The following is a 20,315-nucleotide window of genomic DNA, read 5'->3' as shown; positions in this document are numbered from 1 at the left end:
ATTTTGTTAATCTCGATTTTGTTACCCGTCCGGCCCGGACTCAACCGGTGACCGATCGCCGCTTTCGCGACATCGTCCACTGCTCGAGTCGGAGAGATTCCATCGGTCGTGGCTGCGCGCGCAGTGACCGGCGGGAACGAGCACGGAGCGGAGGGTGGGGCGGTGGGCGTGGTGGGGAGGCTCGAACCGACTGAGGGGTGGCCCCTCAGTCGTCGACCGGGAGTACCCGTGTGTCGCCGGTGAGCGCGATCGAGGGGCGACCCTGGTACCAGTTCAGCGCCGCCGCCCGGATTCGCACCCGCTCACCCTCGGCGACCGGACGACAGTGCGACCGGTGCCAACTGGTGAACTTCGTCTGGCCGCTCTCGTCGGCGATGAGCCCGACCTGTGCGATCTTGGGGTGACTGCTCGGCCACAGCTCTTCGATGGTGCCGGCGACCGACACCTCCTGGCGCGACACCTCTTCGAGCATCCCGATGGGCACAACCGACCCGGGCCGCGTTCGCTCCGCGTCCATCACCGCCACTGATGCGCTCAGGATACTGCTACCATCTGCGACCCGTTCGGCCAATCGTCTGCTCACAGCCGCCCGGCTACTGGCGTCTCGCACCTCCTGGGCGATGCGCGATGCCTGTTGATTCACTGCCGCTACCTGCTCTTGCTCGAGCTCCCGATGTGGGTCGCCCCGGTCGGGGGCAGCCCACGGATCCACGCTCGCCGCTCGCCGCTGGAAGGTACGGCGGCGCTCGCGGCTGCCCTGGGTAGCTGCCAGTCGCGTCCGCGCCTCCCGGTCCGACGACTCGCGCCGATCGAACCGCCGTCGCGTTCGCGCCTTCTCGGCCTCCCGAGCCCGGAACCGCTCCTCGGCTTCCAGCGTCATCGACGCGGTGTCGACGTCAGGATGGTTCGTATCCACCTTGGCCTGCGTCTCCAGTTGCACCGTCGCCCGGAGCTCCGGGGTCTCGTCGACTGGCTGTTCGTCCGTCGATGCGTCCGAATCCTTTTCCGCGATAGTGTTGTAACTCGACATGGGTTCTACGACCCGGAGGCGCTCACCACAGCGCCCGACGCCCCCTGTCCAAGCAGGGGGTTTTCCGACGTCACGACCGACCAGTCACGACTGTGCGCTCTCGCTCGCGCCTTCGCGAGCGCCCAACGGGCGCGAGCGAGAGCGCGCCCGAGGCGGACGACCATCCAGCACCGCGCGCCGTCCTGCCGAGCGGAGCGAGGCAGGACTCGTCGCACGAGCATCGCGAGTGCGACGGTGAGCCGCCCGGAGCGAGCGACCAGCGGAGAAAGCGTGGGGGGTGAGCAGCCACGCCGCGCAACCCTCCGCGCTTTCCCGCTGGCGTCGAGGGCACATGCACTTTAGCCCGGCAGTCCGCCCGCTACTGCAGGCAGACCGCCCGGAATGGTCGGTCGCGAGCGACGCGGAGGGCGGAACGCGGCGCGCGGGGCGAGCCGGGACGGACACACCAGCCAATCGATGGAGCGCGCTGACGCTACCACAGAACTGGGGCGGGACTGAAAGGGGCCGACCGCTCGACGTGCCCCGCCGACGCAAGCACCGCAGGGACGAGGCGCGCAGCGAGTCGCGGCCGGCGAGCGGTCGGGGGCTTTCGAGGTGACCGCACCTGTCGCTAGAAGCTGTTTGTCCTTCTCGAGGACGTTTGACGAGAACTCCGGGACGTCACTGCGACTACTCGAAACGTATGACGAGTCCAGCACGATCAAGCAGCATATCCGTACTACACTCCATTCCGGTGGCTATCTCTCAGACGGCGGGGCTATTCCTCGAAGTCCTCAGGAAGAGCCGCAGTCACACTATCGACCGGTGTGTAGTAATTCCGCTCCTCGATCCACGTCGTAAGCCACTCATCCGCCGTCTCGACGGTCAGTTCCTCGAGAACAACACCCCGAACGAGCAAGCCGATAGACCCGGTGAGCGCAATGTCGTACTCGGCCGCGAGCGCTCGGGCGGGCCCGTCATCCGTCACGAGTGTCCCATCAGCCGTGTGCGCAGCCACCAGGGCTTCGGCTTCGCCGGGATCGAGACGGGTCTGTACCGTCGGATAGTCCTGCTGGAGCTGCTCCGGTGCGGTCTCTATAATCTCGATCCGTCCCGACTCAATACCATCGAGGGCGTGCTCTAGATACGCGTAGCCGACCTCACGGCCCTGCTCAAGTTCGGTTCGGACCGCGGGAACTGTCTGGAGGGCATCAAGCGTCGTCGTCAGCCAGGAAACGGAGTCAGTGCTCGCGTAGTTGCTGAGCACTGTCGCGTCGAGGACAACAGGCCGCGAGAACGACTCGCTCATTCAAGGTCGAGCGCCACATCGACCTCATCTTTGAGTTCGTCCATGGACTGCGGGCCGAGCTGCAGCTCAACACCGGCTTCCTGGAGGATTTCCTCCATCTCCCACCGAGTCACGCCGGTCCGCTCAGCGGCCTTGCCGAGCGAGATTTCGCCGAGGACGTAGAGCCCGATCGTGGTCGCGAGCTCCTGTTTGTCCTCGACGGCGTTTCGGCGGCGATCAGTAGCCATGGGGTCTACCTGAACGAAGGGGCGGTGGGCTCATTAATGTGTCTCCAAGGGCGATCGGTCGTGAGCGACGCGGCGAGTGGTGCGAGCCGATGAGTATCACACCAGCCAGCCGAGGAACCTACTGCCGGCTGAATACGCCGCCGCTGAGCCGTTCGGCCAGCTGCGATTGACATCCTCCTCCGCCTGAAGACGGAGGAATTCCGAGCGGTGGGAGTTTCAGGTTCGCAACCATGACTCCGCCACTTAACGGGACCCCGTTTAACCCAGCCATCGTGGTCGGGGGCTGACTGGCGGTGCCAACCCGCCGTTACTCCTATCCTCAGCGTCGTTGACTCCCATCTGTTGTTTTTTGCCAGCAGGGAGTCGCTGACGCTTCGACGGACTTGGAGGTATCGTGGGCGTGCTCAACCAACAGGCACGAGACGAACGCTTCTGGCATTCGCGTTCACCGTGTTGGCGTTTCGGATACTGTCTCATTGGGTGGCGGGGAGACCGCCTCCGAAGGTCGTTCGGAATCGCTCCGTTCCGACCAGACCTTACAATCTCTGGCTCTGTTGAAATCCTCAATAGCTGATAGTTTGTTGGAGCCATGCTGAATATAGAGGGTCTATTCAGCAAAGGATGTCGTCCGTCTCACTCGTTCTGTTGTGGAGCGACGTAGGCATACGAATTTATCACTGTGGTCTGGAAGATGTGGGAGTATACTGATTACGGAGTTCAGAAACTAATCCAACAAGCCCTGCGAGTATGAACAGCCCCGCGAGAAGGAACCAGTCACTGTCAAGATACTGAAGGACGCCGATTGCAATGAAACTGCCATACACGAGCGGTTGGTAGAGAGGATGACTTCGAACACCGTACACTGTCGTGGAGAACAACAGTGGAACGACAATTATCCAGAGAACAACCGAATACAGACTTGGTGGCCCCAAATATACGAACTCAACGAAGGTCGCTCCCCCAACAAGCAGTATCATTAACAACAACGCTCTCGGACGGATTCGATCTCGAAGGGAGGGACTGGAGCTCATGAACTGTCTTGTCTCTGTATTGGCATCATACTTCTGCTTATAATTCGATGGCCAGAAGACGGCCTATACCGAACATCAAGACCGGCAGGGTTGAGTGACCGACTTGCGCGCTGTATTCAGCACGCTAAACTTGTCACGCTCTGAGGATTTCAACAGAGCCCAATCTCTTAGTATATGGCACCATTTGAAGCTACGGTTGGAAACGCAGGAATGCCATCGAACGTGATTCGTGTAGGGTATTGTCGGATTCATCCTGCGGCTAACGCCGCAGGTATTCTCCTTGAGTCTCTATAAAGGCGGCTACACAACGCCCAAGAAGAGCAGTACTGAAAGCGCACCCAGCTTTAAAAGCGAGCGACCAGCGGATCGGCATCCACTCCGCGTACACGGAGTGTCCGCTCGCTGGTGTCACGGCGACACCACGGCGGCACCTTGCGGGTCTGTGCGCTATTCGTTGGGGTCCACCGCGTCCCCCTCGATGGGGTACCACCGGTGGTCGTCCCACTGGAACCGCACGGGCCGTGCCGTCGGCCTGACCGCAGTGTTCGTTGCCCGTTCGAGCAGCGTCCGCGACGCGACAAGGTCGGCGTGCCCCTCGAAGCCACACGGGCAGGCCAACATCTCACGATGCCGGCGCGTCTGCTCGCGTTCGCCACACTCCGGACAGGTCTGAGAGGTCCACGCTTCGGAGAGTGAGGCCACCTCGATCCCGTAGTCCTCGCAAACGTTCGCGAACTGATCGAGACACTGCCCCAGCGGTGCGGTGCCGTGGGAAGCCTCGCCGTTTACCGCGAGGAGGAGGTCACGCCGACAAGGAAGAACACTGATACCGCTGGTGATACGCAGCGGTACGGCTGCCGTTGGGGAAGCTAAATCCCTCAAAGATCGGGAGCCGGTCAGGCGCCGACTGGACCGAGGAGAATATTCCAGGGATACGAAGCTTGAACTAACTGGGGTGGCGGAACTAGCGTGGAATGCTCGACTGGTTCGTGACGCGCCTGCTTGCGACCGGAAACGGGTGGCATGACGCGGACACGTTCATCCGCGTCCTGGTGCTGTTCGTCGGCGCAACGCTATTCGGGGACAAACTCGCGAGTGCAGGCTTGAACACGGTGGGCAGCCGTCGGATCCGTCGAACCATCCGCCGAGTTCGCCGCCAGGTCACGACCCGAATGACTCGCCTTCGCCCCGGCTATCAGGTGCGCCGGCGCCTCCCGTTCTCGGTGCTGTCGGCGTATCCGCTTCAGGTGACCGCCGAGTCATGGCGCGATATGACGCGCCTCGCGATCGGGGGCGCGACGCTCATGCTGCTGGATGTGCTGGCCATCTGGGTCGGTATCCCGTGGGCCACACGGCAGGTGGGGCTGCCGATCTGGCTCGGCGTGACGGTGGCAGTGGGGGTATGGGGCCTGAGTAGGCCGGCGACGAGCAGTGGGTCGCTCATGGCCGGTGGCCTGCTTGCAGGCGTCTGGCTTGCAGGGTACCCGCAACTCGCACTCATGGTTCCGCCCGTGGCGATCCTCGGCGGGATGGGCACGCTCTTCATCATGAAGGGAACGGCCGAACTGGTCGAATTCTTGGACCTGAAGACCCAGCGGGTGAACGTGTAACGAATCTCCCGGTGTCGCAACCCACGCAGTGGCCACAAGGCATTAGTTTCACACGTCGTCGGCACGTGATGAATGTCGCGCGACCTCCTCCACGTCGACCTGAGCGACGAGGCGATGGCCCCAGGGACGGTCCCCCGCCAGATCGAACGGCTGCACGGACTGGAGACGACCAGCGACGACCCCGGCTTCCTCGATCGGCTCACCGGCGGGACGAGTGACAAACTCACCTACGAGGTGCTGTTGGTCGCGCCCGGTGGTGGCGACCCAGCGCTCGACTACTATCTCGGCTGTCAGCCCGCCGACGCGCTCGACACGCTCGCGACGGTCTGCAGCCAGCTGTTCCCACACGGCTACGAGTTCTCGACGGTCTCGCTCGATCTCACGGACCGCCTCGACGGCGACCCCAGGGCCGCACGCCAGCTTCACGGCCGCGCCGAGCGCCGCGACGACTGGCAGCTGCAGCTGACGCCGTACGGCGAGTTTCACGACGACGACACTGAGACGTCGGAGCCGCCGCTCGCGAGCGCCGCGGCGACGCTCGCCGACTGCCCGCATCCGGCGGTGTATCAGGCCCTCCTGCGACCGAAGCCCGACTACACGGCCGCGGCCGACATGCGGCGGACGGAACTCAAGAACCGGATGGACACGGCCTGGGAGCAGCTCCTTCAGGTCATCCTCGGCCCGCACGAGGACGATGAGACCCCCGACCGGGCGGACCTCCCCGCGTCGGTCACGTCACGACTCGACGCGCTCGACGAGAAGGACCATCGAAACGCCTTCCAGATCACGGCCCGCGCCGTCGTCTTCGATCAGGACACAGCCACGGCGCCCGCGACCGATGGCGGCCCGGCCACGGACGCGACCAGCGACACCACGGGCGACACGGAGGGCGTGCCGACCGTCACGGACGGGCAGGCCACGGAGGCCACCACAGTCGCCCCGCCAGCGACGACGAGCCCGGAACGCGTCTGCGAGACCCTCGCGAGCGCGTTCAGTCACGTGGGGGGCGGCCATTACACGGTCGACGCGGTCACCGCGGATCCCGACGAGACGTGGCGCGACCTCGTCGACCGCGAGCACGCGTCGATGAACTACATGCGCCCCTACACCCTTTTCCCCGGGACGACCAACCGCTCGCCGGCGATCGTCGCCGATCCGGGCGAGGCGGCGACGTTCTGCGTGTTCGGCGGCGACTCGCTCCCTGACGCGACCCATCAGGCCGTCGCGCCGACGCCCAGCGAGCGGACGGCGCTCCAGCCGCTACCGACCGAGCACCTCAAACCGTACCGGACGGAGGGTCTCACCCTGGGGACGCTCGAGGCGCTCGACGAGCCCCTCGCGCTCCCGCCGGCCCTCCAGCCGCTCCACACCGCCTGGTTCGGGCCCACGGGCAGCGGCAAGTCGACGGCGCTGGCCCGCGCCGCGCTCGATAATGCGGCCGCCACGGACGGCGCCGACGTGTTCGTCCTCCCGAAGGGCGCCGGGATGGCCACCGACTACCTCCGCGCCTACTACGCCCGCTATGGCGATCTCGAGGGCGTCTACTACCTGGATTGTGCACGGACCGTCCCCGCGCTCACGTTCTTCGACATTCGCGCCGACCTGGAGGCGGGCATCCCACGGGATACGGCCATCGGGAGCCGCATCGACCACTACCTCGAACTGCTCGATGGCCTGCTGGACACGGACGACGACGCGAAACGCGCCCGGGACGTCATCGGGTATCTGATCGAGGCGCTGTTCGACCCCGTCCACGGGGCGGACGCGTTCAGCCACCAGGAGTTACACGACGCCGCCAAGCGGATGCGCGACCAGCGGTCGCCGCCGCCGGTCTCGGAGGCCCGAATCGAATCGTTACTCGAGAGCGTCGTCCACGACACCGACGACATGTTCGGGAGCATCATGTCCGGGGTGCTCACCCGCATCGAGAAGGTGCCCCGCGACCGCCGGCTCGCCCGGCTGTTCAATCACGTCACGGAGGCGGCCGCAGACGAAGGCGATGGCGATGCGCCCCAGCCAGAACAGCCAGGCGAGACACGGCTCGATTTCACCGCGTATCTCGACGAGGACGTCACCATCATCCTCGATATGGGTGATCTCGGCGGGGGCGGGCAGCGGGCGCTCACGCTGGCCGTCCTCTCGACGCTGTGGAGCGCGTGCAAGCGCCGAGCGAGCCGACAGGACGACCCGCCGCTCGTCAACTGTTATATCGAGGAGGCGGCGACCGTCGCCGAGACGAACCTGCTGGCCGACCTGCTCTCGCAGGGCCGCGCGTTCGGCCTGGCGATCACGCTGGCCATGCAGTTCCCCGGCCAGCTCAGCCAGAAGTCACGCCGGGCGTACGGCGAGTTGCTGAACGATGTCGGCACCATCATCACGGGTCCCATCGGTCAGGATGACGACCTCGCCGCGCGGCTGGCCACCGACGACATGCCCCAGCCGTCGGTCGGCGCCCGCTTGCGAGGCCTGGACCGCGGCCAGTGGCTCGTCGACGCCGCGGCACCGTTCCGCGCGCCCTCTCCTCGGCCGTTCGAACTGGTCTCCGCCGACCCGCCCGCGGCGCATCCCGCGAGCGACGAGGATCTCACGGAGGCGCTCGAGGTGGCATTCGAGAGCCGCAAGCGCTCCTGCATCGAGCGGACTCGCGAGCGCATGGGGCTGCCGCTCGCGCTGCCGAGCACGACAGCCGAGGGGCAGGCCGCCACGGCGCCCGGTGACGACACAGAGGCCGAGGCGAACGACGAGCGGCGCCCCCGTGTCGACTCCGCGCTTCCGTACACGTCGCGCCTGCCGAGCCAGCTTCGGTACGACGCGGACCGGCATGGGATCGTCTGCACCGAGTGTGAGGCGTGGTACGAGCCCACGGCTGACGGGCTGACGGACGCCGTCGACTGCCATCCCGACGGGGAGGTCGATTCCGATGATATCCCCATCTGTCAGGTGAACCTCCCGCTCGACCGCGAGCAGCGCGCGGCGACCGGCTGGTCGGATGCTCAGCTCATGTTCCTGCGGGCGGTGTATCGGGCGCATCGCCGCCGCTACGACGCGCCCTGTTACGACCTCCTGCACGACAGCATGATTCGGCTCCGCGAGTACATCGACATCGACCCTGCGGCGGTGGACGAGCTGCTCGAGGCCGGACTGCTCCGCCACGACGGCGACTACCCACATCGGCTCTACACGGTCACGCCGGAGGGCCGCGACGTCATCGGCGTCGATCATCGTCGGGGCGTCGCGCACGGCCACGGCAAGGGTGATCTCGGCGAGTCCACCCAGCACGTCATGGGCGTCGAGGTCGGCGAACAGCTGTTCGAGCAGGAGTTCGTCACCGACCCCGACTCGAATGTCGTCGAGGTGCAGGCGTACTACGATCTCGAGTCGGGGAACTCGACCGAACCGGGCTCCGCCGAGCGGCTCGATTTGGCTGGCCTCGATGCCGACGGCGAGATCGTCGTCACGGGTGAGGTCGAGCGCATCAACCACGATGTCGCCGAGGCGGTGCCCGAGGACTTCGACAAGATGGCCAGTTGCGATCCGGAGGAGGCAATCTGGATCGTGTTGAGCCACTCGGCCGGCCGCGAGGTGGTCGAGGCGCTCAACGACCCGCCGGACGGTGAGCCCCGCCTCGACACGTCGTATTCCGAGAGCACGCCGGTCCAGCAGTATCGATTGGATGCGGCTGGCGCGACGGCGGTCTATCCGTTCGACTGGCTCCGTAGCCAGCTCGAGGCCGCTGACCCCGCCTGGTGAGTGCGCTTGCAGTGGTGCCCTAGGTGGGGAGCGTGCAGTTTCGATCGTGGATGAATCCCTGAGGTGAAGCGGCGCTTCCCGGGCACCTCGTGTGCGGCGACTCGGCGTATGTGCGTTCTCTGAGAGGTCGACCGACCCGTGTCGGATCGGGTCGACGACTGGTCGCGGTGGGGTTAGAGGGCGTGGCTAGCTTTCAACCCTGACCCGATATCCGCAAGATAACGTGGTTCAGGGGGCTGTGACCGAATCTAGGACGCACCGGCATGAGGTGGGAGGCCGAGATGTCGTCCCTGTCGAAATCGGGGCGAAGAAGATGGTTCGCGCTGGATGCCAGTGGCTCGAACGATCTGGGGTCCGGAGGCGCCGGGCCGCTGCAATGGCGAATCGCACGACTGCGTCCGGAGTTGAACGCAATTCGGAGGGTACTCGACGGTTGTAATGGTGGGCCGGGATTCCCACGTGCGACGCTGGAATGCCAATGAACTGGCTTGCGACGCCTGGTATCGAGTGTTTCGCTCCCTGAGCCTAGTTCCTCCGCAGCGGAGACTGTACACGTTATCTTGCGGGGGACCGGCTGGGTATGAAGTCACGCTCGAACCCCTTTATCGCCGAATTTGACGTCGCATATCGCCTGTAACTGGGATTGAACATCAGTTCTCGGGCCGTCTCCGATACCGGTACCGGGAACACGGTCCGCGGTCGTCTTGCCACCCGAACACCCCGTTATATCTGTTCTCGTATGTATCTGGTTACCTGGAGAACAGCGATCCGAGCCACCCCGAACCTGACCGATTCTCATCGGCCGTAGCGGAATCCCCATCCGATTCCGCTTTCTCGAGTGCCGCCCGGAGCTTCTGATTCTCGCGCTCCAGCCGCTCCACTTGGGCGCGGAGCTCTTCCACCTGTTCCTGTAGCGCTTCGCGATGCTCGTCCGGCGACGCGGTCCGGGCGGCCGTCTCAGAGGCTGCTGAGTCCGGGACAGACTCCGTCGAGTCATCGGACGCCGGCTGGGTCGGCGCGTCACCGTCGGGCGCGTAGAACTCGTCTGCAGACCGTAGCACCCGCTCGATGGTCTTCTCGCCGTACGTGCTCCCATCCGCGAAATGCTGCTCGTCCCACTTCTCGCGCATCAACCCCGACCGGCGGAACAGCCGGTCGATACGCTCGGCATCACCGCCCGTCCAGAACGACAGGAGTGCGCACAAGGCCATGTCGGCCTCCGAGTGGCTCTCGTAGCCGCTCGTGTCGCCTCGCCACAGGCGGGCGAACTTGTCGCCGTTCGCCGCCGCTTTGGCTCGTTCAACCAGTTCTCCGTCGTCGAGGCGTCCTCCCTCACTCGACGCCGTGCCGTCATCCACGGCGGCTTCCTCAGCGGCGGTTGCCGCTGTCTCCGCTTCCCTGTCGGCCGAGTCCGGTTGCACGTACGTTTCATGGACGGTCGCTAGCGCCTCGGGCCGCGCTTCGACGGTGGTCGGCCTGCCCTCGACGTGGTCGCCGGTGACTGTGAAGAACCGCGCCGTCTCGTAACACTCGACGTCGCCATGCCGGTTCCGTCCCTCTGGCAGTTCGCCTTCAACGAGGACATGTACGCCGGTCCCGGATGGGCTCACCTCCGTGTACGAGTCCAGTTCGTCGACGATCGCCGCCGCCTCGTCAGTCAACGTACCCGTCTCTGGCACGCGACAGTCGTCGAGATCGACGCCCACGAAGGGGTCGGCATCGGTGAACACGAACCCGACGCCCGCGGCAGTCCCATCCGCGACGCGCTCCCGGGCGGTGGCGAAGTCACTCCACGTATCCGCGTCAGTCGCGGAACCGAAGCGTCCGGTTGCTGGATTGATCGGCACCTTGGTCGTCTTTCCGTCGCGGTCCTGCCGCTGCCAGCAGACCCACTGATCGCGGTCGACGAGTGCGTCCGGCACCGCAGCGGCATCGGGGGCGTCAGTCATCGACAGGTGGCACTCTGTGCGGCTCACCATGTGAACGTTGGTCCAGTAGAGCGCGCGTGACCCTGCGCACGACGGCCATCCTCGACCGCCGTATCAACCGACGATCCTCGAAACTACCCCGAATCTCGGCCGCACAGGCGGGGCAGCCGCGGCCTTCAGAGGGCTGGTCGAGCTGGCCGTCAGTCGTCGGCCTGCGCCGACACGTCGACCTCCGGCCCGACAGCGATACCCAGCCCACCGTATCGAGCCCACAGCACCAGCAGACTCGGGAGGACGAACACGGCCACGACGAACGACGTGACCATCGCGAGCACGACCAGCGTCCCGAAGTTCTCGAACTGCGGGTTCGGGTGCAACAGCAACGCGCTAAATGCACCGGCCGACGTCAACGTGCTCCCGAGCAACGCCCCACCGGTGCCGGTGGTCGCCTCGACGAGCGCCTTTTGAACTGACCGGCCGCGCTCGCGCTCCTGGACGAAGCGGTCGCTGACGTGGATGTTGTAGTCGATGCCGATGCCGATGACGAGACTCAACAGCAGCGCCGTCAACAGCGTCAGCGGCACGTCGAACACCCACATCCCGCCGATCACCAGCGCCGACACCAGAACGATCGGCAGCGCGGTCACGGCCCCGAGCGAGGCGCTTCCGGTGAGGAGCCGATACACGCCGACCAGAAGCAGGCTCACCGCCACGAGCGCGATCACCAGCGTCTGCAGGATGCTGTCGGCGGTCCGCGACAGCTGGATCTCCTGGAGCACGCCACTCCCGACGGCCGTCGCCGACACCGCACCGCCATCTCCAGCAGCGGCGATCGCCCGCATGCCCGCGGCGCGATCCGCGATGGTGACGTCCGACTCGACAGGGACGACGACCCGCAGCGAGCGGTACTCGCCGCCCTCGCGGTCGATGACCTGCCCGGCACGCTCCGGCGCGGCCGCGTACACGGCATCGTACACCGCCTCGAGGTTCCGGTCCGGGACGCCGTCGCCATCCGTGTCGGCCGCGGCAACGGTCTCGGCGACCGTTTCGCCCTCCGCGGCGACGGCCGAGATAACAGTCAGCGGCGACCGCACGGCGGCGGCCCCATCACGCTGATACACGACCTTGCTCTCTCCAGTTGCTTGCTGCACGGCCTGCACGCGGTCGAGGGCCGACGGATCGGTCACGTCACCCTCGAGCAGCACGCTCGAGCGCGGCTGCTGGGCCTCGTCGGCGGCCCGGTACTGGTCGTCGACGTAGCTCCGATGCTTCGACGCCTCGGAGACGTCCCAGCCGACCGGGCCCGGAAGGTCCTGCTTCCACTCGGCAACGTCGCCCTGGCCCTGCTGGATCGACTGCCGGTCGAGATCAGTCCAGGCGACGGCACCGGCCGCGCCCACGACGAGCGCGAGGACGATGACGACCGGCGCCGCCCGGCGGGCGAGCGTCGCGCCGCTTTGCAGGACGGGGCGGAGCCGCCCGCGCTTGCCGAGCGGCTGGGTCTGCCGGTCGAGCCCGACGCGTTCGAGCAGGCGGTCGATGGTCACCTTCAGCGCGGGCACGAGCGTCAGCGAGATGACGAACGTCGAGAGGACGCCCAGCGTGATCGCAACGGCCAGCTGCCGGATGACCGTGAGCTGGCTGGTGGCGTTCGCCATGAACCCGAGCATGGCGGTCAGCGTCACCAGCCCGAGCGCGACCGTCACCGACGAGAGCCCGCGGGCCATCGGCTCGCGGACGCCCTCGTCGTCGCCGCGCTGCTCGCGGTAGCGCATGAACACGTGGAGGCCGTAGTCGACGCTCAAGCCGACGATCAGCACCGGGCCGATGATGACCGACACGCCCGCGGGAATCTGCAGCCAGCCGAGGATGCCGAACATCCACACCACCGACAGCACGACGCCCGTGAATCCGACCGCGACGTCGACGAAGTTGCGATACGAGATGGCAAGCACCGCGAGGATGATGGCGAGCGCGGCCGGCACGATGAGCTCCATCGTGTTGCGGAGATACGCCGCCGTCCGGTCGGCGCTGGCGTGCTCGCCGGCGGTGAAGTAATCCAGTTTCTGTCGGTCGCTCGCCGTCTCGTGGAGCGCCGCGGTCGCGGCCGACCGGTCGTCGCTGTCGGCAAGCGGGAACACCATGCGGTGGCTCGCGGCGGTCGCCGTCCCCGGCTCGTAGCTGTCGGGCAGCAGGCGGAGCGCCGGCGAGCCCTCGCGGAGCGTTCCACGGACGAGCCGCTCGATTTCCTCGTCGCTGGCACTCTCGAGCGCGGCGATCTGCTGGTCCAGCGTCGGGTCCCGCTCGTCGGCCGCCCGCGTCGCGACGAGGTTCGCCACGCCGATGACCTCGCGGTCACCGAGCGCCGCCGCGACCGAGGCGTTCTCGCGGACCTGTGTCTGGAACTGCAGCGAGTCGAGCAACGCGGCCTTCGAGAGGGCGTTCCCGTCCTCCGAGCGCACGTAAACGGCCGCCGGTTTCGTCGCCGTCTCGTTGCCGTCGGCGGTGCCGTAGCTCTCCTGGATGTACGTCATCTTCTGGGCGACCTCGGAGTCGTCGGCACTCGGGGGCCCGCTCTGGCCCAACTCAAGATGCATCGTACCCGCGGCGACCCCCGCGGTCACCACCAGCATGAGCAGGACTACGAGCAGGTTGTGCTCGGTGACGGCCCCGAACAGCCGCCGAAGCGCGTCGCTCATCGGTCACCCCTCCGGAACGTGTGTGCGGTCGTCGGTCGATACGTCCAGTCGGTCTGTCGCGTGGGGACCATTTCGACAATTCACCCGTTCGGTGGGTCACCGGAAACGGCCATAAGTATTATCGAATAATTGATATATTACCAGAACCGCTTCAAAAGGAGAATTGAGCCACAGAGTGGGTGCTTGCGTGTCTGTGGGGCAGATATAGGCGTGTCGGGCCATTCGGCACGGATTCGCTCAACGCGTATTTTGAATCGTATCTGATAGATGCTGGTGCGAGTGCCGGGGCGCGGCCTATCGGTTGCCATCCGCACGGGTCGTTGATCGAGACGTGACTACTCCCACGACTGAAGTCGTGGGCTTTCTCCTTGACTTTCTGTCACCTCGTCGAGACAGGGACCCGCGAACCACCGTGCGGCGCGCTCCGGACGGGCAATGGGTCGCCGCCGTCCGTCTCTGGACCATATACAGGTTTATATTAACAGCCTAGAAATATGTTCAGATCGAATGAACGTTCTTCGAGAGGCTGATTCAGACCGGATTCGCGCGAGTGTGAGGGGGCTTTTGCCGGCGATACTCAGCGTCGTGGTCTATCTGGGTGCCCTCCAGGTGGTTGGACAGGTGATCCCCGGCACGAGCGGCGACCTCTCCGGGTTCCAATTCCTGGTTTATGGGTGTCTCATCGGGGGTGTGTATGTGGGTATGATTCTCGTCGGCGTCTACGCCGCGAGAACCCTCGAACGACCCTCCCTCCGCGATTTCGGCCTCGGTATCGACAGCCAGTGGCTTGGCACGTTCGCCGCCGGTGTGGGTATCTCCCTGCTTGGGATTTTGGTATCGTGGTGGTGGGGCGAACTCCGAGGGATTCGTGCTCTCGATCTCGCGGCGGCAGGGGTTCGGTCCCCGGCGGAGCCACTCGTTGTCGCTGCCGTCCTGGCCGTGTTCACCGGGTATTTTCTCCTCGGGAACGTGTACGAGGAGGTCATTTATCGACGGATTCTGATCGACAACTTCGCAGCGGGGCTAGCCGCACGTGGGCTTTCGACGAGGGCTGCTGTCGGCGGTGCGACCATCGGCAGTCTGGTAGTGTTCGGACTGTTGCACGTGGTGTATCGTGGCAGCGTTCTCGTGGCCGTCGACGCCGCACTCACGGGGACGATGTTCGCGTTCGCGTATCTTCTCACCGGTGACCTGGCACTCCCGATCGGGATCCACTTCGGCCGCTTCCCCACCTCCGTTCTGACTGGAGAATCCTTGGGAACTGTCGAAATACTCGCAATCGGCGACGTGACGCGGAACACGCTGGCCGCGAATCTGGAGGTCCGAATCGTCCAGATCGGGATCGTCTGTCTGCTCGCCGCCGCATGGGTGTATCGCGAGCGTGGGTCCATCCGAATTCCGGAGGCAATCTACAGTTGACATCCTCCCGCGCCTGAAGACGCGGGTATCCCCCGTGATATGTATACGCAAGGCGAGTTCCTCGGGGCGTGACCACGAGGCGGTTCACGCCTGATACCGTTGCAATACACCCGAATCAAGCGTCGAGGCCGGTATCCATACGGGTGCTCACTCGACCGGCTGTGGCTCGGGAAACTGATAGCGCCCGTCGAGAATCGGCTCTCGCGGTTGGTAGAGTCGGACCACGTAGTTCCAATCGTCCGGCGTGTAGAGGAAGTTCGGCTGGTCGGGGTCACCACCGAAGTGGATCGTAACACTCCCATCGTCGTTCGGTTCGGCGGTCACGTTGTTGACCGAGTACGCGTCGTACTCGTTCTCCTCGAAGAACAGCTCGCTGTTGTAGACGCTGACCGACCAGAACCCGTCGACAGGGACGTCCTCGACGGTGAGTCGGTGTGGTGTCGTGCCGTCGTTCTGGGCGGGGGTTTTGAAGAAGAATATTGCGTCCGAGGGCTGCGGAACGCCGGTCCACCCCGACGTCGAGAGGAGGAAGAACTTCACGGGGTCGACCTGGTCGACGTAACCATACCCGTCCGAGAAGTCATCCACCGTGGCCACGACCGTGTTGAGCGCGTCGGTGAGTTGGCCGAGTGATTGTCGGTCCCAGTTGGGCACCTCGAACGAGCCAGCCGAGGACTGTTCCACGACGATCTCGTCTTGGAGCTGGCGGACCTGGTTCACGTCGTCCGGGTCGTCCGGGTCGACGAAGATGCGAATCGCGACGCCAGCATATCGAGTCCCCGTCAGGTCTTGTGTAATCGTGTACTCGCCAGGATCGTACACGCACAGTTTCCCGTATTGGTTCTCGTTCTGCACGTTCATCGACAGGTAGCGGTCACCGGCATCCGGGAGCGTGATGGTGACTGGCTCGATCAGATCGAACACTCCAAACGAGTAGAGCGTGTCGCGATTCAACCCGATTGTGAACTGCTCGTCGATGGGGGTGAGAGTCCGAAGATTGTAGAACTGTCCGAACCCGCCGTCGTCGACGGTTGCCTGCCATTTCGCATGGCAGTTGGCACGGGGGTAGTTCTCCCACGTCACCGGGACCGTCTCGTCGCTGTCCGACGTCTGCTGGCCACTCACGCCGGGAGCGTCTTGGCGGGCGTTCGTGCTGCCGGTGTCCATCGTGAGTACGCCGACGAGGCCCGCTCCGCGACGCGCGGTGCGACGAGTCGCCCACAGCGGTTCGGAGGTCGCGTCAGCCGTCGTCTCGGGTGTCTCGTTGCTCATTGCTGGGTCTCCTGTCCCTCGACCGGCTGGGCTTCGGGGAACTGATAGCGCCCGTCGATGAGTGGCTCGCGCGGCTGGTAGAGCCGGACCGTGTAGTTCCACCCCTCCGGCGTGTAGATGAAGTTCGGCTGCTCGGGGTCACCGCCGAAGTGGATCGTGACGCTCCCGTCGTCCGCACGCTCTGCAGTCGCGTTGCTGACTGTGTAGGCGTCGAACTCGTTCTCCTCTAAATAAAAGTCGCTGTTGTAGACGGTGACCGACCAGAACCCGTCGACGGGGACGTCATCGATCGTGAGTATGTGTGGCGTCGTGCCGTCGTTCTGGGCGGGGGTCCGCTGAAGGACTACCGCTTCCGACGGTTCCGGAACGCCGGTCCACCCTGCCGTACTGGTGATGAAGAATTTCACGGGGTCGACCTCGTCGACATAGCCGAACGCGCCCACGTAGTCGTCTACCGTCAATCCGACTGTTACGAGCGCGTCGGTGAGTTGTCTGTATGATCGCTGCTCCCAGTTGGGAACCTCGAACGAGCCGGCCGACGATTGGGTCACCTCGATCTCGTCCTGGAGTTGCCGGGCCTGTTCCAGATCGGCCGGGTCGGTCGGATTGACGAACGTCCGGACCAGGACGCCAGCATACCGAGTGTCTACGAGTTCCCGTGTTATCGTGTACCCGCCGGGGTCGGTGGCGAACGTCTTCACGTACTGGTCCTCGTCTTGAACGTTCATCGACATGTATCGGTCACCGCTGTCCGGGAGCGTGATGGTGACCGGCTCGGTCAACTCGAACACCCCAAACGAGGCGAGCACGTCACGGTTCTCACCGACAGCCTGCTGCTCGTCGATGGGCGTGACATTCCTGCGATGGTAGAACTGCCCGAACCCGCCCAGGTCGACAGCCGACTGGAACGTAACGTGACAGTTGGCGCGCGGGTAATTCTCCCACGTCACCGGGACCGACTCGTCACCGCCCGACGTCTGCTGGTTCGTCCGCTGGGCGTTCGTGCCCGGATAGTTCTGGTGGGCGCTGGCGCTGCCGCCCATCGCGAGTACGCCAGCGAGGCCCACCCCGCGAAGTGCGGTTCGGCGGGTCGCTCGCAGGGGTTCGGCGTCCGAGTCAGCCGTCGTCTCGTGTGTCTCGTTACTCATGATGATTGGCTCTCTTTCGTACTCACTCGATTGGCTGTGCCTCGGGGAACTGATAGCGCCCGTCGAGGACCGATTCGCGTGGCCGATAGAGCCGGACGATGTACTGCCATCCTTCAGGCGTGTAGATGAAGTTCGGCTGCTCGGGGTCACCACCGAAGTGGATCGTGACGCGCCCGTCGTCGTCGCGTTCGGCGGTCACGTTGCTGACCGAGTACGCCTCGTACTCGTTCTCCGTGAGAAGCCAGTCACTGTCGTAGACGGTGACCGACCAGAACCCGTCGACGGGGACCCCATCGGGGTCATCGATGGTGAGCGTGTACGGCGTCTCGCCATCGTTCTGGTCGGGATACCGCATCACGAGTAGCGCCTCCGACGGTTCGGGAATTCCACCCGGGCCGAACGCCACGGAGCCGATGTAGTGTTTGACGGGGTCGACCTCGTCGACGTCGCCGTAGACGCCTGCTAAATCGTCCATCGTTTCCCCGACCGTGGCGAGTGCGTCGCGGAGGGCTTCGAGCGATTCCTGCTCCCAGTTGGGAATCTCGAACGTTCCAGACGATCGTTGACTGGTCGTCGTCGCGTCCTGGAGTCTGTGGACTTCGCTCACGTCGTCCGGATCGCTCCGGTCGATGAACGTGCGCATCAGCGCACTGACGTACCGCGTTCCGACCGCCTCTTGCGTCAACGTGTACTCGCCAGAATCGTAGAGAACTCCCTTCACGTACTGGTCCTGGTTGGTGATAACTATCGACTGGTATCGGCCCTCGGTGTCCGGTTTCGTGATGGTTAGCGGCTCGGTGAGGTCGAATATCCCCCACGAGTACAGCGCGTCAGCGATCGGTGCCTTGGGTTGGGTCTGCTGCTCCTCGATGGGTGGGAAATCGCGGTAGTGCTTGAATGCGCCTAAGCCATCGTTGCCGACGTGTGATTGGAAGTAGGTGTCCGTCTCGGCGCGTACGACGTTCTCCCACGTTACTGGGATTGGCTCGTCGTCTTCTGAGGCCTCGGTCTCAGTTTGGCGAGTGTTCGCCTCCGGGGAGTTCCTGCTGGCAGAGACGTTGCCACCAGCCATCGCGAGTACGCCGGCGAGGCCCGCACCGCGAAGTGCGCTTCGGCGGGTCGCTCGCAGCGGTTCGGAGGTCGATACGGTTGTCGTCTCGGGGTTATCGTTGCTCATGACTGTTGGGGACTGTTGGGGTCTCTTCGTGCGTGAATCTGCTCGTGTGAATCCGCGATACCGTCGGCTGCGGGCACCAGCCCATCCGTCCGATCGACACGACGGTGCACGCGTCACCCCTCCACAGGGGCGAGCTCGGGTGTGTCAGTCGGTCCATGTTGTCGGACCTCGAATAGTGATCTCGTCTCGATGGCGACCAGAATCAGGCTACTGAGACACTTCGTTATGGACCACGGCCGGAGCCATAATCCGGTCTTTCGACGAGACCATAGACACCGACCGGACACGTTGGGCGGGACTCATGGTTCGCCACCCCCCACCACGACAACACGCTCTCCGAACGTTCAGTAGCGTGTTCTTTGTATGAACAATAGCGAGAGGCGTGGGTGCCGTCGAACTGTCGGATGCGTCCGCGAACCAACCAGGTACGCTACTCGCGTGGCAGAGACAAGTTCATCTTACTCTACCGCGACGGCCCGTGCGAAACCTGCACTCTCGATGCAGCACGACCTCTGCGACAGCATCTGTATCTGTGAGTCGCCGACGGTGAACACAGGCCGTCGCATACCCCCACTGGACCGAACGTTGAATATCGTGGTGATCCATCGACAGCTATGGGTGATCCGACGGGGGCGGACGAGGTGTTCCAGCTACTCTCGGACGCGACGCGACTCGACGTGTTGCGGACGGTCGCCGTCGCCCAACACGAGAACAAACGGACGGGGGTCGCACAGCTGTCCTTCTCGGAGATCTACGACCGGGTCGACGTCGACGACACGTCCAAACTGTCGTACCATCTCGGCGAACTCACCGGAACCTTCCTCCGGAAACACGAGCAGGGTTACGCGTTCACCCACGCCGGCGAACAGCTCGTCCGGTTCATCCTCGCCGAGAACTTTCGCCAGCCCGACGACATCGGCCACGTCGAAACCGAGGGCGGCTGTCAGTTCTGTGGCGAGACGACGCTCCGGGCCGTGCTGGAAGACCAGTACTTCCTGATGTACTGTACGAACTGCGAGCGAGGCGCCAACGCCTACCGGGTGCGACCGGCACAGGTGCGGGCCCGCTCCGGCAAGGAACTGATCGAGTCGGTGGCCCGCGAGCAGGCCGGCGACCTGCTCAAAACTCGTCGCGGCGTCTGCCCGGAGTGTGCCGGCCGCATCGAGACGGACGTGTTGGCCGCCGCGGACCTCCCTTTTGCCGACGAGACGCCCGTCTCGTACGTGACGGCCAGCGAGTGTCAGGCGTGTCTGCGGTTCCTGAGCCTCCCGTTACCTATCGCCGCTGCCTATCACCCCGAGGCGGTCTCGTTCCACTGGGAGCACGGGCTCGATATCCTGGATTCCGGCGTCTGGGAGTTCAACCAGTATCTGTATGATGACCGATGGACGTCCGAGCAGGTCGAGGCCGACCCCGAGACGTATCGTGTCGACCTCGAGCGGGAGTCCTCCACCCTCCGGCTGTTCCTCGATGCGGACGCAACCGTCACCCACACCGAGCGCGTGTCCCGCAGAGGCGGGCGTGACGTCTGAATCTGACAGAACTGAATCAAAACTGCGATTCAGCGATTCGGCCCGCATTCACTACGCGTCGACGTGGAAACCGTCGTTCGGGCCGATCATCCCCACGACTCGCTCAAACGTGATTTTGAAACGCGACCGATAATATATCAATCCGTCTATAACTCTTATGGGCGAGGCGTGTGAGACGCCGAATGTGACTACCGATGCCCGTCC

Annotated in this window: 13 protein-coding genes and 1 pseudogene; 4 read left to right on the top strand and 10 right to left on the bottom strand. The window is 64.6% G+C overall.

Annotation, left to right across the window (positions count from 1 at the left end):
* Positions 1-205 precede the first annotated feature (205 nt).
* The 5 genes and pseudogenes from NL112_RS17320 to NL112_RS17300 all read right to left on the bottom strand — a co-directional run.
* Positions 206-1,030, bottom strand: coding sequence for a DNA-binding protein (locus NL112_RS17320; RefSeq protein WP_255150104.1), 825 nt, complete (start codon positions 1,028-1,030; stop codon positions 206-208).
* Positions 1,031-1,787: 757 nt separating this feature from the next.
* Positions 1,788-2,318, bottom strand: a complete 531-nt coding sequence (locus tag NL112_RS17315) for a PIN domain-containing protein (protein WP_255150103.1) — start codon at positions 2,316-2,318, stop codon at positions 1,788-1,790.
* Positions 2,315-2,545: a UPF0175 family protein gene (locus NL112_RS17310; RefSeq protein WP_255150102.1), complete on the bottom strand. Its 231-nt coding sequence runs from the start codon at positions 2,543-2,545 to the stop codon at positions 2,315-2,317. Before NL112_RS17310 ends, NL112_RS17315 begins: the two co-directional genes overlap by 4 nt.
* A gap of 674 nt (positions 2,546-3,219) precedes the next feature.
* Positions 3,220-3,576: a hypothetical protein gene (locus tag NL112_RS17305; RefSeq protein ID WP_255150101.1), complete on the bottom strand. Its 357-nt coding sequence runs from the start codon at positions 3,574-3,576 to the stop codon at positions 3,220-3,222.
* Positions 3,577-4,023: 447 nt separating this feature from the next.
* Positions 4,024-4,326: pseudogene (locus NL112_RS17300) on the bottom strand (zinc ribbon domain-containing protein); the annotation flags it as partial.
* Positions 4,327-4,550: 224 nt separating this feature from the next.
* Here NL112_RS17300 and NL112_RS17295 point away from each other — a divergent pair.
* Together NL112_RS17295 and NL112_RS17290 are read left to right on the top strand one after the other, a co-directional pair.
* Positions 4,551-5,186: a hypothetical protein gene (locus tag NL112_RS17295; protein ID WP_255150100.1), complete on the top strand. Its 636-nt coding sequence runs from the start codon at positions 4,551-4,553 to the stop codon at positions 5,184-5,186.
* 72 nt (positions 5,187-5,258) lie between these two features.
* Positions 5,259-8,936, top strand: a complete 3,678-nt coding sequence (locus tag NL112_RS17290) for a type IV secretory system conjugative DNA transfer family protein (protein WP_255150099.1) — start codon at positions 5,259-5,261, stop codon at positions 8,934-8,936.
* A 749-nt stretch (positions 8,937-9,685) separates the two neighbouring features.
* Here the strand turns inward: NL112_RS17290 and NL112_RS17285 are convergent.
* Both NL112_RS17285 and NL112_RS17280 read right to left on the bottom strand, forming a co-directional pair.
* Positions 9,686-10,885: a phage NrS-1 polymerase family protein gene (locus NL112_RS17285; protein WP_255150098.1), complete on the bottom strand. Its 1,200-nt coding sequence runs from the start codon at positions 10,883-10,885 to the stop codon at positions 9,686-9,688.
* Positions 10,886-11,064: 179 nt separating this feature from the next.
* Complete coding sequence (locus tag NL112_RS17280; RefSeq protein ID WP_255150097.1) at positions 11,065-13,563, bottom strand: efflux RND transporter permease subunit; 2,499 nt, start codon at positions 13,561-13,563, stop codon at positions 11,065-11,067.
* A 507-nt stretch (positions 13,564-14,070) separates the two neighbouring features.
* Here NL112_RS17280 and NL112_RS17275 point away from each other — a divergent pair.
* Positions 14,071-14,982 carry a CPBP family intramembrane glutamic endopeptidase gene (locus tag NL112_RS17275; RefSeq protein ID WP_255150096.1) on the top strand — a complete coding sequence of 304 codons (912 nt, stop codon included), beginning with the start codon at positions 14,071-14,073 and terminating at the stop codon, positions 14,980-14,982.
* A 147-nt stretch (positions 14,983-15,129) separates the two neighbouring features.
* Here the strand turns inward: NL112_RS17275 and NL112_RS17270 are convergent, their stop codons facing one another.
* From NL112_RS17270 to NL112_RS17260, 3 genes are read right to left on the bottom strand one after another with little or no spacing between them, the layout of a single operon-like run.
* On the bottom strand, positions 15,130-16,254 hold the full coding sequence (locus NL112_RS17270) for a DUF1214 domain-containing protein (protein ID WP_255150095.1): 1,125 nt from the start codon (positions 16,252-16,254) through the stop codon (positions 15,130-15,132).
* Positions 16,251-17,402, bottom strand: a complete 1,152-nt coding sequence (locus tag NL112_RS17265) for a DUF1214 domain-containing protein (protein ID WP_255150094.1) — start codon at positions 17,400-17,402, stop codon at positions 16,251-16,253. The genes NL112_RS17270 and NL112_RS17265 overlap by 4 nt, the downstream gene beginning before the upstream one ends.
* A gap of 22 nt (positions 17,403-17,424) precedes the next feature.
* The gene (locus NL112_RS17260) at positions 17,425-18,579 is read right to left on the bottom strand and encodes a DUF1214 domain-containing protein (RefSeq protein WP_255150093.1); all 1,155 of its coding nucleotides are present in this window, start codon (positions 18,577-18,579) and stop codon (positions 17,425-17,427) included.
* A gap of 614 nt (positions 18,580-19,193) precedes the next feature.
* On the opposite strand from NL112_RS17260, the gene NL112_RS17255 reads away from it, so the two are divergent.
* Positions 19,194-20,111 (top strand): winged helix-turn-helix domain-containing protein, encoded by a 918-nt coding sequence (locus NL112_RS17255; RefSeq protein ID WP_255150092.1) that lies wholly within the window; start codon positions 19,194-19,196, stop codon positions 20,109-20,111.
* Positions 20,112-20,315: the final 204 nt, after the last annotated feature.

Origin of the sequence: Halorarius halobius (assembly GCF_024298865.1) — an archaeon.
Taxonomy (GTDB): domain Archaea; phylum Halobacteriota; class Halobacteria; order Halobacteriales; family Haloarculaceae; genus Halorarius; species Halorarius halobius.
Note: the sequence above shows the minus strand (reverse complement) of the source record. Positions and strands in the feature narration are given on the sequence as shown.